Annotated in this window: 13 protein-coding genes; 12 read left to right on the top strand and 1 reads right to left on the bottom strand. The window is 40.1% G+C overall.

Going from position 1 to position 15,854, the window contains the following annotated elements:
- Positions 1 to 9: 9 nt before the first annotated feature.
- Together ACIQZG_RS09925 and ACIQZG_RS09930 are read left to right on the top strand one after the other, a co-directional pair.
- Positions 10 to 1,581 carry a flagellar assembly protein A gene (locus tag ACIQZG_RS09925; protein WP_402755021.1) on the top strand — a complete coding sequence of 524 codons (1,572 nt, stop codon included), beginning with the start codon at positions 10 to 12 and terminating at the stop codon, positions 1,579 to 1,581.
- The gene (locus ACIQZG_RS09930) at positions 1,574 to 2,314 is read left to right on the top strand and encodes a glycerophosphodiester phosphodiesterase (protein WP_402755022.1); all 741 of its coding nucleotides are present in this window, start codon (positions 1,574 to 1,576) and stop codon (positions 2,312 to 2,314) included. The genes ACIQZG_RS09925 and ACIQZG_RS09930 overlap by 8 nt, the downstream gene beginning before the upstream one ends.
- A gap of 62 nt (positions 2,315 to 2,376) precedes the next feature.
- Here the strand turns inward: ACIQZG_RS09930 and ACIQZG_RS09935 are convergent, their stop codons facing one another.
- Positions 2,377 to 2,613: a DUF2627 family protein gene (locus ACIQZG_RS09935; RefSeq protein WP_402755023.1), complete on the bottom strand. Its 237-nt coding sequence runs from the start codon at positions 2,611 to 2,613 to the stop codon at positions 2,377 to 2,379.
- Positions 2,614 to 2,919: 306 nt separating this feature from the next.
- Here ACIQZG_RS09935 and ACIQZG_RS09940 point away from each other — a divergent pair, with 306 nt between their 5' ends.
- The 10 genes from ACIQZG_RS09940 (at position 2,920) to ACIQZG_RS09985 (ending at position 15,840) form a co-directional block, all read left to right on the top strand.
- Positions 2,920 to 4,014: a Leu/Phe/Val dehydrogenase gene (locus ACIQZG_RS09940; protein ID WP_402755024.1), complete on the top strand. Its 1,095-nt coding sequence runs from the start codon at positions 2,920 to 2,922 to the stop codon at positions 4,012 to 4,014.
- A 71-nt stretch (positions 4,015 to 4,085) separates the two neighbouring features.
- Positions 4,086 to 5,513 (top strand): dihydrolipoyl dehydrogenase, encoded by a 1,428-nt coding sequence (gene lpdA, locus ACIQZG_RS09945; RefSeq protein ID WP_402755025.1) that lies wholly within the window; start codon positions 4,086 to 4,088, stop codon positions 5,511 to 5,513.
- Between the two features lie 66 nt (positions 5,514 to 5,579).
- Positions 5,580 to 6,596, top strand: a complete 1,017-nt coding sequence (locus ACIQZG_RS09950) for a thiamine pyrophosphate-dependent dehydrogenase E1 component subunit alpha (protein WP_402755026.1) — start codon at positions 5,580 to 5,582, stop codon at positions 6,594 to 6,596.
- Positions 6,596 to 7,579, top strand: a complete 984-nt coding sequence (locus ACIQZG_RS09955; RefSeq protein ID WP_402755027.1) for an alpha-ketoacid dehydrogenase subunit beta — start codon at positions 6,596 to 6,598, stop codon at positions 7,577 to 7,579. Before ACIQZG_RS09950 ends, ACIQZG_RS09955 begins: the two co-directional genes overlap by 1 nt.
- Before the next feature lie 102 nt (positions 7,580 to 7,681).
- Positions 7,682 to 9,019, top strand: a complete 1,338-nt coding sequence (locus ACIQZG_RS09960; protein ID WP_402755028.1) for a dihydrolipoamide acetyltransferase family protein — start codon at positions 7,682 to 7,684, stop codon at positions 9,017 to 9,019.
- Between the two features lie 131 nt (positions 9,020 to 9,150).
- Positions 9,151 to 10,842 (top strand): methylmalonyl-CoA mutase family protein, encoded by a 1,692-nt coding sequence (locus ACIQZG_RS09965; protein ID WP_402755029.1) that lies wholly within the window; start codon positions 9,151 to 9,153, stop codon positions 10,840 to 10,842.
- Positions 10,839 to 12,992 carry a methylmalonyl-CoA mutase gene (scpA, locus tag ACIQZG_RS09970; protein ID WP_402755030.1) on the top strand — a complete coding sequence of 718 codons (2,154 nt, stop codon included), beginning with the start codon at positions 10,839 to 10,841 and terminating at the stop codon, positions 12,990 to 12,992. Before ACIQZG_RS09965 ends, scpA begins: the two co-directional genes overlap by 4 nt.
- Positions 12,992 to 14,089 carry a methylmalonyl Co-A mutase-associated GTPase MeaB gene (gene meaB, locus ACIQZG_RS09975; protein ID WP_402755031.1) on the top strand — a complete coding sequence of 366 codons (1,098 nt, stop codon included), beginning with the start codon at positions 12,992 to 12,994 and terminating at the stop codon, positions 14,087 to 14,089. Before scpA ends, meaB begins: the two co-directional genes overlap by 1 nt.
- A gap of 176 nt (positions 14,090 to 14,265) precedes the next feature.
- Complete coding sequence (locus tag ACIQZG_RS09980) at positions 14,266 to 14,706, top strand: BrxA/BrxB family bacilliredoxin (protein ID WP_402755032.1); 441 nt, start codon at positions 14,266 to 14,268, stop codon at positions 14,704 to 14,706.
- A 108-nt stretch (positions 14,707 to 14,814) separates the two neighbouring features.
- On the top strand, positions 14,815 to 15,840 hold the full coding sequence (locus ACIQZG_RS09985; protein WP_402755033.1) for an aromatic acid exporter family protein: 1,026 nt from the start codon (positions 14,815 to 14,817) through the stop codon (positions 15,838 to 15,840).
- Positions 15,841 to 15,854: the final 14 nt, after the last annotated feature.

Genomic DNA, 15,854 nt, shown 5'->3' on the forward strand with positions numbered 1-15,854 from the left:
GGAGGTAACGTGATTTTAGTTCGAAATGATAATTTTGAAATAACTGAAGATAATGGAAAAGTTTTTATTGTTACATTTAGTGCCGGCTTTCCTTTAAAAGATTTCGATGGAATTTTACGAAGTCATCCCCGTTTAAAATTATCCAATTTTTCTATTTTAAAAAACGTATTAACAACAGAGAGCGTAAGTCCAGTTGAGATTGGACGATGGCTTCCGAATGTAGAAGCTGAAATTTCGCGAGACAAAATGTCTGCCTCTGTATTTATATATGAAACAATGGATTATATTCAAAAAAACAAGGATCAGCTGAAACAACAAGTTCTGGAGGCACTGGCTGATAACAATATTGTTGAAGGTATTTTGGATTTTGATATTTCAACGATAGAACCAGGAAAGGCATTTTTAATTGCAAAAGGCACGCCGCCAAAAGCAGGCGCAGATGCACAAATTACATACTTACCGAAGCCTGAGAGAAAACCTGTCATTCGAGAGGATGGAAAAGCGGATTACTTTGATATGAATTTCATATCAGAAATATCTGAAGGATCTTGGCTTGGCGAGAAAATTCCTGCTACTGCAGGTGAACCGGGGAAAAACATATTAGGTGAAAGTATTCCGGCAGTATCAGGTCGAGACTTACCAATTCGTTATGATAAAAAATCTGCCTATGAAGTTGAAGAAGAGGGTAAAATTGTTATTCGCTCAAAGATTGCCGGGGTTTTAGATGATGTAAAAGGCATGATTGGTGTAAATCGACATTTACCTATTCATGGAGATGTAGGTGTAGAAACTGGAAATTTAGAGTTTAATGGCTCTTTAAGTATTAGAGGTACTGTAACTGCTGGATATACAGTCATTGCGACAGGAGATATTTCGATTGATGGAGCTGAAGGAGTTAGCGGTGCTAAGCTTATTAAGTCAATTGAAGGAGATGTCTTTATTCGAGGTGGAATTTTTGGTCTAGGCTCAACGCTTGTAGAGGCTGGTGGAAATATTTTTGTGAAGCACGTGAATGAAGCTAACTTAGTAGCAAATGAAAGTATTCACATTGGTTTTTATGCATTAGGTTCTCAGTTAGAAGCACATTCGATTTTTGTGGATGAACGAAAAGGTAAGATTATCGGTGGGCGAGCAGTAGCAAAAAGCTCAATTGTCACAGCTATTTCTGGAAATCGTCTAGAGCGTAGAACAGATTTAATTATTGAAAGCGTCAACAAGCAGGAAAGCTACGCTAAAATGCAAGAGAAGGCTGTACAGTTAAAGGAATTACAAACTGAAATAACAGGATACGAAGATAAGATAAAAAGTCTATTACCGATGATTAAGCAAATGAATACACAGCAAGTGGCGGCGTTTGAAGAAACGAAGCAAGCTTTGTCTAAATTGAAAGCAGAAGCGGTTACTGTGGATCGCGAGATTAAGTTAATGATGGACGAATTACGTCATGCAGGAAAAGAAGAAATTACGGTGACGAAAGAAGCACATCCAGGCACTTATATTCAAATTGGTAAAAAATCATCTTTATTAAGTAAAATGACTAACGGTAAATTTTTGCTAGAGTTTGGCGAATTAAATGTGTAGTGATGACTACGTACCTGTTTTTGCGCATCGAGGGGCTTCTGCTCATGCACTTGAGAATAGTTTCAAAGCGTTTGAAAAAGCGAGGGAACTAGGGGCAGACGGTATTGAATTAGATATTCAACTATCGAAAGACGGGATCCCAGTTGTGTATCATGATCCGCAGCTATCACGGTTAGCGGGTAGTAATAAGCTTGTGAATGAATGTAGTCTTGAGCAATTGCAACGCTTTAAGTTAGGTAAACCTTGGAAACGGCTTTTTTCCTCATACAAAATTTCAACTTTTGAAGAAGTTTTAGTATGGGCAAATCAGTATCAAATGCCGCTGAATATTGAGTTGAAATCAACGATATTAGAAAATACAGATGCACTTCTTCGTATGCTAAAAGGCTTGCAATTACCAGCGGGTAGTCATTTTTCATCCTTTCATTACGAATTGCTGAAACTTGTGAAGCAACAAGCGCCGCAATATGAAACAGCTTTAATCGCAACGAAAAAGTTGAATTGGGATTTGTTAAGGGATTATCAAGCAATAGATAGTGTGCATGCCCATAAAAAATATTATAAGCCTCGCTATTTGGAGGCATGTGTTGCGAGTGAAAAAAAATGTCGCTTTTATGCAATCGATAGTAGTGAAAGGTTTATCGTAAATCCTCACCCTATCGTTATTGGTTGGATTACAGATTTTCCGGATAAAGTTATCAAAGAACAAAAACGAACTAATACTATTAATTAATATCTTTATAAATATAAAATAGCTATCTACTAAGACAGTTCTGTCTTAGTAGATAGCTATTTTTATTTTTTTTGGAAGCGCGGAGCCACTTTTCCTTTTTTTCGATCGCGATGTAATAAGAAACCTGCGAAAAAGCCAAAGCCGACAACGAAGAAGAAGATGCCAACAACAAATTGTAGCCATAAAAACGGGAAAGGTGAGATGAGCTTACCAAACAATGTATCACGCATAAATTTAATGCCACCTGCGGCCATCAGACCTGGAATAAGCATTACGATGAATGCAGCAAAACGAGCCATGCATGTCCCTCCTCATACCTATTCCTAATTGTACCTGTGGGTGAGGGAATGTCAAGAAATGACACGACAATTGAAGGGCGATATATATTGAAAATAGGGAATAGAATAATAAAAAATCTACTGAATTTTTAGAAAATTACAACTTAATAGAGAAAGAGTAATAAATGTTGCGAAAATGTGAAATAGTCAGTATTGTAAAATTAAATGGAAGATTATTATCCATTTAGTAGTTTTTTTTACAAGTTTTCTTCACAAAAAGGAAAGGGATTGCAAAATACACTTTCTAAAGCAAAGGGGCGAGTTTTTATGGAAATCTTCAAGTATATGGAAAAGTATGACTATGAACAAGTGGTGTTTTGTCAAGATGCAGCGTCAGGGTTAAAAGCGATTATCGCGATCCATGATACTACGCTAGGTCCTGCACTTGGTGGTGCACGTATGTGGACATATGCTACCGAGGAAAATGCAATCGAAGATGCACTACGTTTAGCGCGAGGTATGACGTATAAAAACGCAGCAGCAGGCTTAAATCTTGGTGGAGGTAAAACAGTAATAATTGGTGATCCATTTACTGATAAAAATGAAGAAATGTTTCGTGCATTAGGGCGATTTATTCAAGGCTTGAACGGGCGCTATATTACAGCAGAAGACGTTGGTACAACTGTTTCAGATATGGATTTAATCCACGAGGAAACAAATTATGTCACAGGCATTTCACCTGCCTTTGGTTCATCGGGTAATCCATCTCCTGTCACTGCATTTGGTGTATATCGTGGAATGAAGGCTGCCGCAAAAGAAGCATTTGGTACAGATATATTAGAAGGGCGTACAGTATCCGTTCAAGGGCTCGGAAATGTGGCATATAAGCTTTGCGAGTATCTACATAATGAGGGTGCAAAGCTGATTGTTACAGATATTAACCAAGCGGCGATTGATCGGGTAGTGAACGATTTCGGAGCGATAGCTGTTGCACCCGATGAAATATATGCACAAGATGTTGATATTTTCTCACCATGTGCACTTGGCTCGATATTAAATGATGACACAATCCCGCAGTTAAGGGCTAAAGTCATTGCTGGTTCTGCTAATAACCAATTACAGGAATCTCGTCATGGCGATCAATTGCATGAACTTGGCATCGTCTATGCACCAGATTATGTGATTAATGCAGGGGGGGTTATAAACGTGGCGGATGAACTGTATGGCTATAATAAAGATCGTGCGATGAAGCGTGTTGAGGGTATTTATGATAGCATCGAAAAAATCTTTGCTATTTCAAGACGTGACCACATCCCGACGTATATTGCGGCCAATCGATTAGCAGAAGACCGTATCGCACGTGTGGCAAAATCGCGTAGTCAGTTTTTAAAAAATGAAAAAAATATTCTTCATGGTCGTTAATGTTAACTAAAAAGTCATGAGAAGTCGTTTGAACGACCTCTCCTCTTTAGAGATAGAAGGGGGAATTGGGAATGGCTCAAAATTATGATGTGGTCATTATTGGTGGCGGTACAGGTGGTTACGTGGCAGCTATCCGAGCGGCACAATTAGGTCTTAAGACTGCGATCGTCGAAAACGAGAAGCTTGGCGGTACATGTTTACACAAAGGTTGTATTCCTAGTAAAGCACTTTTGCGGAGTGCGGAAGTTTACAGAATGGCCAATAAAACAGCGAGTGACTTTGGTGTTGAAATTGAAGGGGTAACATTACAATTTGATAAAGTACAAGCGAGAAAACAAGCAATTGTTGAACAGCTTAGTCAAGGTGTGAATACCTTAATGAAAAAAGGGAAAATAGATGTATATGAGGGATATGGGCGTGTTTTAGGTCCTTCCATCTTTTCACCAATGCCAGGCACTGTTTCTGTAGAACTTCGTAATGGTGACGAAAATGAAATGTTATTACCAACGAATGTCGTTATAGCTACAGGCTCTAAGCCGAGGGGAATCGAAGGGCTAACGGTTGATGGAAACTACGTCATGAATTCAGATCATGCACTGATGATGGAAACATTGCCAAAGTCTCTACTAATCGTTGGAGGCGGCGTAATTGGAATTGAATGGGCTTCAATGCTTTGTGATTTTGGTGTTTACGTAACAGTTATAGAATTCGGTCCAACTATTTTACCAGCTGAAGATATGGATGTTGTAAAAGAATTAACGAAGCAACTTGAAAAAAGAGGCGTACGCATTGTGACGAATGCCAAGTTAAAAGTTGATACATTTGATATAAAAAATGATAGCGTTTTCATTTCTGCGCAAGTTGAAGAAATCGAAGAGCAGTTTGAGGCAGATAAACTACTGCTTTGTGTAGGGCGAGAAGCGAATACTAAAGGTATTGGTTTAGAAAACACAGAGATAGAAGTAGAAAATGGTTTTATCAAAGTGCAAGACACATACCAAACGAAAGAGTCACATATGTATGCGATTGGTGACGTTATTGGTGGGTTACAGCTTGCACATGTTGCTTCACATGAAGGCCTGTCAGCAATTGAACATATAGCGACAGGAAAAATAGGTGTGTTAGATCCGTTGAGAGTCCCAAAATGTGTATACTCGTATCCTGAAGTGGCAAGTATCGGTTTAACTGAAAAAGATGCTAAGGAGCAAGGATTTACATTGAAAATCGGCAATTTCCCATTCAAAGCGATTGGAAAGGCTTTAGTGAATGGTGAAACAGAAGGGTTTGTGAAAATTGTAGCGGATGTTCAAACAAATGATATTTTGGGCATCCATATGGTAGGACCACATGTGACAGATTTAATTGGGGAAGCGTCACTTGCAAAGTTATTAGATGCTACACCATGGGAAATCAGTCAAGCAATTCATCCGCATCCTTCATTAAATGAAGTATTAGTGGAATCTGCGTTAGCAGTAGATAATCGTGCCATTCATTTTTAAAAGGACTCAATGGGGAGTTCAGCAGAAGCGTTAATAAGCGTTTCACAATACGAAAGGGGTGTTCGTATGCAAGAAGTTCAAATTCGACATGAAGAGTTAGGATTAACAAATGAGCAGGTAATTGAAATGTTTGAAACAATGTTAATGGCAAGACGCTTAGATGAGCGTATGTGGCTATTAAATCGTTCCGGGAAAATTCCATTTGTGATTTCCTGTCAAGGGCAGGAAGCTGCTCAAGTGGGTGCTGCATTTGCACTAGATAAAAATAAAGATTATATAGCCCCGTATTATCGGGATATGGGTGTTGTGTTACATTTTGGCATGACGCCTAGAGATTTAATGTTATCAGCTTTTGCAAAGGAAGAAGACCCAAACTCCGGAGGGCGCCAAATGCCAGGTCATTTCGGGCAAAAGCGAAATCGTATTTTGACAGGCTCTTCGCCCGTAACAACGCAAGTGCCGCATGCAGTGGGTGTTGCATTAGCGGGACGTCTGCAAAAAGAAGATTTTATCACATTCGTGACTCTTGGTGAGGGGTCTTCAAACCAAGGTGATTTCCATGAGGGGGCTAACTTCGCGGGAGTGCATAAATTACCAGTAATTATAATGGTAGAAAACAATCAGTATGCGATTTCTGTCCCGGTAGAACGTCAATTAGGCTGCGCTAAAGTATCCGATCGCGCAATCGGTTATGGTATGCCAGGTATTACTGTGGATGGGAAATGTCCTTTGCAAGTATACAAAGTTGTGAAGGAGGCAGCTGAGCGCGCACGTAATGGTGGAGGATCAAGCTTAATTGAGACAGTGACATTCCGTTTAACAGCACATTCTTCAGATGATGATGATCGCCAGTATCGGACTGCTGAAGATATAGCAGAAGGAAGAGCGAAGGATCCAATTATTTCATTTGAAAAATATTTACGGGAAACAGGCATTATGGATGATACGCTTCGTGCTGAAATAGAAGATCGCGTAATGGCTGAGGTGAATGCGGCGACAGATTATGCAGAAGCAGCGCCGTATGCCAAGCCTGAAGATACATTGAAATATGTTTATGCACCAGTGGATGGAGGTGACCTGTAATGGCGGTAATGTCTTATATTGATGCAATTACGTTAGCGATGAAGGAAGAGATGGAACGTGATGAACGAGTTTTCATCCTAGGGGAGGACGTTGGTCGAAAGGGCGGCGTCTTTAAAGCAACTACAGGACTTTACGAACAGTTTGGAGAGTACCGTGTTTTAGATACACCGCTCGCAGAAAGTGCTATTGCAGGTGTTGGTATTGGCGCTGCAATGTATGGAATGCGTCCAATTGCAGAAATGCAGTTTGCAGATTTCATAATGCCAGCAGTCAATCAGATCGTGTCAGAGGCAGCAAAAATTCGTTATCGTTCGAATAATGATTGGTCTTGTCCGATTGTAGTACGTGCACCATTTGGCGGTGGTATTCATGGGGCACTTTATCATTCACAATCGGTAGAGTCTTTATTTGCAGGTACACCAGGTTTGAAAATTGTGATTCCTTCTACACCGTATGATGCAAAGGGCTTATTAAAAGCAGCTATTCGTGATGAAGACCCAGTGTTATTTTTTGAGCATAAGCGTGCATATCGTCTTATCAAAGGCGAGGTACCAACAGATGATTATACACTGCCAATTGGGAAAGCAGATGTTAAACGTGAGGGAGAAGATATCACAGTTATTACTTACGGATTGGCGGTACATTTTGCCTTACAAGCAGCGGAGCGCTTAGCAGCTGATGGTATTTCTGCACATGTATTAGACCTTCGTACTGTTTACCCACTAGATCAAGAAGCGATTATCGAAGCGGCGAGTAAGACTGGCAAAGTGTTACTAGTCACGGAGGACAACAAAGAAGGTAGTATCATGAGTGAAGTTGCAGCAATTATTGCGGAACACTGCTTATTTGAACTAGATGCACCGATTAAGCGATTAGCAGGGCCAGATGTACCAGCTATGCCATATGCACCAACAATGGAGAAGTTTTTCATGATTAATCCTGAAAAAGTGGAACGTGCGATGCGTGAGTTAGCCGCATTTTAACTTTATCTTCAATCAGCAGATATATTCAGTTGCAGAAAACACCCACCACTATTGGTAGTGGTCGCAATTACACCGAAGCGTATTTGATAGGAGGAATAGATGATGGCAGTTCAAAATATTACAATGCCGCAACTTGGAGAGAGTGTCACTGAAGGCACGATTGAAAGGTGGCTTGTCCAGCCGGGTGATAAAGTAAAAAAATATGACCCATTAGCGGAAGTTATCACGGATAAAGTAAATGCTGAAATACCATCTTCCTTTGAAGGCGTTATTTCAGAGCTTCTTGCAGAAGAGGGGCAAACACTACCAGTTGGTTCGGTTGTTTGTTCCATCGAAATTGCGAGTGACAGCGAGTTACCACCGCCACCACCTCCGAAAAAGTCAGCGGTGAGCTCAGCTATTCTAAATGCAGGGGTACAAAAGAAACAGGAAGTACCTAAAACAGTACCGATGCCCGCACAAACTGAAAAAACAGTGCGTTCAGATAAGCTACGCTACTCGCCAGCAGTGCTCAAACTCGCTCAAGAGCATGACATAGTACTTGATCAGGTTGCGGGAACAGGGGAGGGTGGCCGAATTACGCGTAAGGATCTACAACAGCTTATTGATGCAGGTGGTGCTCCGACAAATATTGCTTCCTCAGTTGTTTCAACTCAAACACCTGTAGATACTACATCATCAGCGCCATCTTCAATCCAGCAGGAAACATCAGTTCCGTCACAACCATTAGCACAGGGGCGGGATATTGAAATTCCGGTAACGAAGGTGCGACGCGCTATTGCCAATAATATGGTGCGTAGTGCACAAGAAATCCCACATGCCTGGATGATGATGGAGGTCGATGTAACGGAATTAGTTAGCTATCGTGATCATATAAAGACTGAGTTTAAACAAAAAGAAGGCTATAATATTACTTATTTTGCGTTCTTCGTGAAGGCAGTGGCGCAAGCTTTAAAAGAATTTCCAATGTTGAATTCTGTTTGGTCAGATGACAAAATAATTCAAAAGCATGACATTAATATTTCAATTGCTGTGGCGTCGGATGATGCATTATTTGTACCTGTTATAAAACACGCTGACGAAAAATCGATAAAAGGTATTGCAAGAGAAATTTATGAGCTTGCAGGAAAAGCGCGAGATGGAAAACTGACGATGGAAAATATCCAGGGAGGTACATTTACTGTAAACAATACGGGCGCATTCGGCTCTATGCAGTCAATGGGAATCATAAATTATCCCCAAGCAGCTATCCTACAAGTGGAAAGTATTGTGAAAAAACCGGTGATTTTACAAGGTGGAATGATTGCCGCAAGGGATATCGTAAATTTATGTTTATCGTTAGACCATCGTATATTAGATGGATTGATTTGTGGTAAATTTCTAAAAAGAGTGAAAGAAATACTCGAAAACACAAGTAAATCTTCAACATCAGTCTACTGATGAGTGTGCGGAAACCTGTTATATAACGGTTTCCGCATTTTTTTATGCTTTTCGACACGCACTTTGTAATGTAGAATAGCAAATAGAAACTACTAAGGGGGGAAGCTATTAGCGTCCGCATGTCAAACAACATGAAAAATATTGAATTTGAAAAGCCGTCCTATTCTGAATGGCAAGATGCAGCAATTAAAGCTTTAAAAGGGAAACCATTCGAGTCTCTTTTAACGAAAACAAGTGAAGGTATTACACTTGAACCACTGTATACACAAGAAAGTCTTGTAGCAAAACTTGGTGAAGAACTTGACAAACAAGTAGCCACAATCCGTTCCCTGCAAAATACTTCTGTATTTAGAGTGGCTCAGCAAGTTTATGCAGATTCAAGTGAAGTATTCTTTGCACAGCTTGATGATAGTTTAGCTCGTGGCAATGAAATTGTTACAATTGATAGTCGCGTAAACTTCACATGGACTGAAGAAGTAATCGCAAAATTGGCTCCTTATTTATCGGAATATTCATTCAAAATTACGGTGAAAAATGCTAATGACCCATTAATGGCAGTCTTCGAAAAAATTGATGCTAGTAAACGAGAAACAGTAAATGGCTACATCGTATCGAAAGAGCCAGTAGTACTTTCAGATTTCTCAAATGTGCGAACTTATGGTGCGGATACAATCGTTTATCATAATCAAGGTGCAAATGCTGTCCAAGAGTTAGCTTATGCGCTAGCAATAGCAGCTAAATACGCTGAACAGACAGAAAATTTCGAAGCGTTTGCTAATAATTTTTATGTTTCATTTGCTGTTGATACACAATTCTTTACAGAAGTCGCAAAACTTCGCGCATTTAAAGTACTTTGGAAAGCGTTCTCATCGGCGTATGGCGTCACAGAAAATGTTAAAGTACCTACATTAGCTGAAACTTCACTTCGTGGTTTCTCTAAATTAGACGTATATGTAAACTTACTACGTGCTGCAAATGAAGCGCTTTCGGGCCTAATTGGTGGTGCGGATGTATTTACAGTTCACCCACATGATGCGTTAACAAAACCTACAGAACAATCTGTTCGTATTGCACGTAACGTATCTTTAGTATTAAGAGAAGAAACAAATGTCCTAAAAACAACTGATCCAGCAGGTGGCTCTTACTTTGTTGAATCTTTAACAGCAGACTTTGTGAAAGAAGCATGGGCACTATTCTTAGAAATTGAAGCAACAGGTGGCATTGACGCTTATGCAGCAACTGGTAAATTATCTGAAGAATTAGAAGCTTCTTATCAAGCACGAGTAAAAGCGGTACAAACACGCAAACAATCGTTAATTGGTACGAATATTTATGCGAATCCAGCTGATGTTCTTGAAAACGAAACTAACCCGCTATTTGAAGATATTAAGCGTATTGCGATACCTTTCGAGCAACTACGTGCTGAAATGACTGCAACTAATCTGAAAACTGGTATCTTAACATTAGGCTCACTAAAAAGTTCGAAACCACGTGCAGATTTTGTTTCAGGATTCTTAAATACTGTAGGACTTGTACCAGAAAAAAGTGGTCAAATTTCAACGGTAGAAGAAGCATTGGCTTGGTTAAATACGACAGAAGCAAAATATGTTGTAATTGCAGCAAACGATGACTTTACAAAAGAATTATTGCCTGCCATTTTAGCAGGCAAACCAGAGGGTGTCATAGTAGACGTAGCTGGTAAGTTTAAAGATGAAGAAGAAGCTTGGTTAGCAAATGGCTTGAATGGCTTTATTTTTGCAGGACAAAACATCATTGAAAAATTGAATGCAGTGTCTGTTAGCATCAAGGAGGTAGCACGATGAGCAAGCCAAATTTTAGTACAGTTGAAATCGAAAAAGTATTAGCAAAAACAGCACCAAAAGCGTCAGAAGAAATGTTCATGACGAATGAAGGTATTGAAATAAAAGATATTTACTCTAAAGAAGATATCGCAGATGCAAAACACTTGAATGACGTGGCTGGAATTGCGCCAAACACTCGTGGTCCATACCCTACTATGTATGTAGCACGTCCTTGGACAGTACGCCAATATGCTGGTTTCTCAACAGCGGAAGAATCGAATGCTTTCTATAAACGTAACCTTGCGATGGGTCAAAAAGGTCTTTCGGTTGCCTTTGACTTAGCAACACACCGTGGTTATGACTCTGACCATCCACGTGTAACTGGTGACGTAGGTAAAGCTGGGGTAGCTATTGACTCTGTAGAAGATATGAAAATTCTATTTGACCAAATCCCACTAGACCAAATGTCAGTTTCTATGACAATGAACGGTGCGGTTTTACCAATCCTTGCATTCTATATTGTAGCTGCTGAAGAACAAGGGGTTACTCCAGATTTATTAGCTGGAACAATCCAAAATGATATTTTAAAAGAGTACATGGTTCGTAATACGTATATCTATCCACCAGCAATGTCGATGAAAATTATTGCAGACATTTTCGAGTTTACAGCGAAATTTATGCCGAAATTTAACTCGATTTCTATTTCTGGTTACCATATTCAAGAAGCAGGTGCGACAAACGACATCGAGCTTGCGTATACACTAGCAGATGGCCTTGAATACGTACGTACAGGTCTTAAAGCTGGTATTGATATCGATGCCTTTGCACCACGTTTATCGTTCTTCTGGGCAATTGGCATGAACTATTACATGGAAGTAGCTAAAATGCGTGCGGCGCGCCGTATTTGGGCACAAATGATGTCTACGTTTAACCCGAAAAACCCAAAAACATTAGCATTACGTACGCACTCACAAACGTCTGGCTGGTCTTTAACAGAACAAGATCCATTCAATAATGTGACACGTACATTAATTGAAGCAAATGCTGCGGCAATGGGGCATACACAATCATTGCATACGAATGCACTTGACGAAGCGATTGCACTTCCAACTGACTTCTCAGCGCGTATTGCTCGTAATACACAGCTATTCTTACAAGAAGAAACGGGTATGACGAAAGTAATCGATCCATGGGGCGGTTCATATTATGTTGAGAAATTAACAGATGAAATTACAAAATCTGCATGGGCATTAATCGAAGAAATCGAAGAGCTTGGTGGGATGGCAAAAGCTATCGAAACGGGTCTTCCTAAGATGAAAGTTGAAGAAGCAGCGGCAAAACGCCAAGCGAAAATCGACTCGAAATCAGAAACAATTGTCGGCGTAAACAAATACCGCCTAGACAAAGAAGAACCAATCGATATTCTTGATATCGACAACACACTTGTACGTCAAAAACAAATCGAGCGCTTAGATGCTATGAAAGCAGCTCGTGACGAAGCAGAAGTACAAAAACATTTAGCACGTCTGACAAAAGCAGCACAAGATGGCGAAGAAAACTTACTTGCAGTAGCAGTAGATGCAGCGCGTGCACGTGCATCTCTAGGTGAAATCTCTGATGCTATCGAAGCAGTTTCTGGTCGTCATAAAGCCGTTATTCGTTCAATCTCTGGTGTTTATTCTGCAAACTTCTCTGATGAAGAGCAAATTACAGAAGTACAACAAATGACAGAAGAATTCAAAGAAAACGAAGGTCGTCGTCCACGTATTTTAGTCGCAAAAATGGGACAAGATGGTCATGACCGTGGTGCAAAAGTAATTGCAACGGGCTATGCTGACTTAGGGTTTGATGTAGATATTTCTCCGTTATTCATGACGCCAGAGGAAACTGCGCAAATGGCAGTAGAAAATGACGTGCATTGTATTGGTGTATCTTCATTAGCAGCTGGACACAAAACGCTAGTGCCAGCATTAGTTTCTGAACTAGAAAAGCTGGGACGCGAAGATATTATTATTATCGTTGGCGGCGTTATTCCAGCTCAAGACTACGAATTCCTTTATGAAGCTGGCGCAGTAGCGATCTTTGGACCAGGTACAGTAATTCCAGTATCTGCACAAAAAATCATCGAAGAAATCTACAAACGTTTAGGTTATGAGGAAGTGTCTGAATAATGGACAAAAAAAAAGGGATAGAAGAAAGTGCGCTTTTTGTTATGGACGGCGTTGAGGCAACTCACGACGGTATGCAATACGGTACACCGAAAAAATTCCGAAAGAAAAAAGTAGAAAAAATTGATGTTCATGAGCTTGCACGGGAAGTACGAGCAGGCTCACGTACGCAATTATCGAAAGCAATCACACTCATCGAAAGCTCAAATACTAGTCATAAAGCACTCGCACAAGACCTTTTACAAGAGCTTCTTCCTCATACAGGCAATAGTGTCCGGATTGGGATTACTGGCGTACCAGGGGCAGGGAAAAGCTCATTCATTGAAGCATTCGGAACGATGCTATGTGAGATGGGGAAAAAGGTAGCTGTTCTTGCGATTGACCCAAGTTCTTCATTATCCGGTGGCAGTATTTTAGGTGATAAAACACGAATGGAAGAGCTCGTGAAAAAGCCTAATGCATTTGTTCGGCCATCACCGTCTGCTGGTACCCTTGGGGGTGTCCATAAAAAGACACGTGAAACGATGCTTGTCTGCGAGGCAGCAGGTTATGATGTGATTTTGATTGAAACAGTTGGCGTTGGACAAAGTGAAACGTACGTACGTGGTATGGTCGACTTTTTCTTACTGCTCGTTTTAACAGGTGCAGGGGATGAGCTACAAGGTATGAAAAAAGGGATTATGGAATTAGCAGACGCGATTGTTGTGCATAAAGCAGATGGTGATAATGTACGTCTAGCTAAAAAGACCGTTTCTGAGTACAAACAAATTCTTCATTTCTTACAGCCCGCAACACCAGGTTGGATGTCTACGGCATTACCAGTAAGCTCATGGGAAAAACGTGGTCTCGACAGAGTTTGGGATATTGTCGATGAATTCAAACAAACGGTTGTAGCGAACAATTATTGGTCGATTCGACGTCAAAACCAAACAAAAGAATGGTTCCAATCGATGATTACTGATCATTTAATTGATACTTTTTATGGTGATCCGACACGTAAGGCACAGGTACAGCTTCTTGAACGTCAAATTCTTGATGGCCAAATGACGGTTACACAAGGTGTAGATAGTTTGTTCCGAGACGACAATATACTGAAATAATACGTTCTTTTAAGAGCAAGTAGGTGCACAAAATCGTAACTTACTGCTATGATAAGAGGGGTATCGATTTGACAATAAATTTGTTGGATAATAGCGGATCAAAGGTAGCCTAAGAAGCGTTGTTATGGATACCTTTGTAGCCATTTTGGCTCAAACTTGAAAGGAGCGTTTTACGTATGAACATGGATTATGATTTATTTATGCAGGAAATTTTAAAAACTGCGCGTGGAGAAATGGAGGCTGCTGGTTACGAACAACTTCGTACACCGGAAGCTGTAGAAGAAGCTTTTGCACGCCCAGGAACAACTTTAGTAATGGTGAACTCAGTATGTGGTTGCGCAGGAGGTATTGCACGTCCAGCTGCGGCTAACTGCGTACATTATGATAAACGTCCTGATCATCTTGTAACTGTATTTGCAGGTCAAGATAAAGAAGCAACAGCAGCGGCTCGTTATCACTTCGGTGAAGACCACATTCCATCTTCTCCATCATTTGTGCTATTAAAAGATGGACAAGTAGTAGCAGAAGTTGGTCGTTATGAAATCGAAGGCCATGATCCAATGTCAGTTGTGACAAATTTACAAGCAAACTTCGAAGAGTATTGTGAAGAATTGTAAGTAAGGTAGAGCTAAAGCGCTTTAGCGTTTTAGCCTTATTTCTCTAAAGTTTTTGCAATATTGGGTACATTTATAAGTCGGAGGATTGAGGGGTAAACTACTTTTGTAATGGATGTTAATCCTTATAAACCTGTAGAGAATGGGAGGCAGTTGACCCTGAAAAAATTTTCAATTGGCTATCGCACATTAAAAACTGCAATTGGTACAGCAATTGCGATAGCTATTGCACAGTATTTCAACTTAGAATTTTATACTTCAGCTGGCGTTTTGACAATTTTATGTGTACAACCAACAAAAAAGAAATCCCTAGAATCCGCTTATACACGCCTAGTTTCAGCTCTTATCGGTATGATTTATGGCTTTATATGTTTTGAGTTACTTGGTTATCATCCACTTGCTTTAGCGATAATGCTAGTGCTCTATATCCCGACTATCGTATCGCTTAAGGTGGTAGACGGTTTTGTATCGAGTGCGGTTATTATCTTGCATGTTTACACAGTCGAAAGTTTTTCAATGGGGCTAGTTTATAATGAGCTTGCATTAATGGCTATTGGTTTTACCACGGGCCTAGTGGTTAATATGTATATGGAAGATATCGGGAAAGAGTTAGATTATTATCGCGTGCGAGTAGAAGAATTATACATGATGATTTTCAAAGAAATTGCTACCTACCTTAGAGAAGGCGATACACTTTGGGACGGCCGAGAAATTATAGAGGCAATAGAAGTATTAAATACTGCAAAGTCTCTGGCTTTTAAAGATGTCGAAAATCATTTTTTAAGACGCCAGAATAATTATTATGTTTATTTTGATATGCGTGAGAAACAGCTCGAAATAATTGAACGTGTACTCCCAAAAGTAACTGCACTTCCTGTTATAGTACAAGAGGCTGATCTAGTAGCAGACTTCATGGAGGATTTAGCAGAGAATGTACATCCTGGAAATACGGCATATCACTTTAGGGAAAAGTTAGAGCTTGTGAAGACGGAATTTGCGCAGTTACCACTGCCAAAAGACCATCAAGAATTTTTAGCACAAGCTGCACTCTACCAGTTTATCGAGGAAATGGACCGATATTTAGAGATTAAGCAGTCTTTTGGAGGCCTGAATGTAAATAAAGCGCGCCCACAGTAGTGTGGACGCGCCTC

Source organism: Lysinibacillus sp. NPDC096418, from assembly GCF_044762775.1.
In the GTDB taxonomy this organism is placed as follows: Bacteria; Bacillota; Bacilli; order Bacillales_A; family Planococcaceae; genus Lysinibacillus.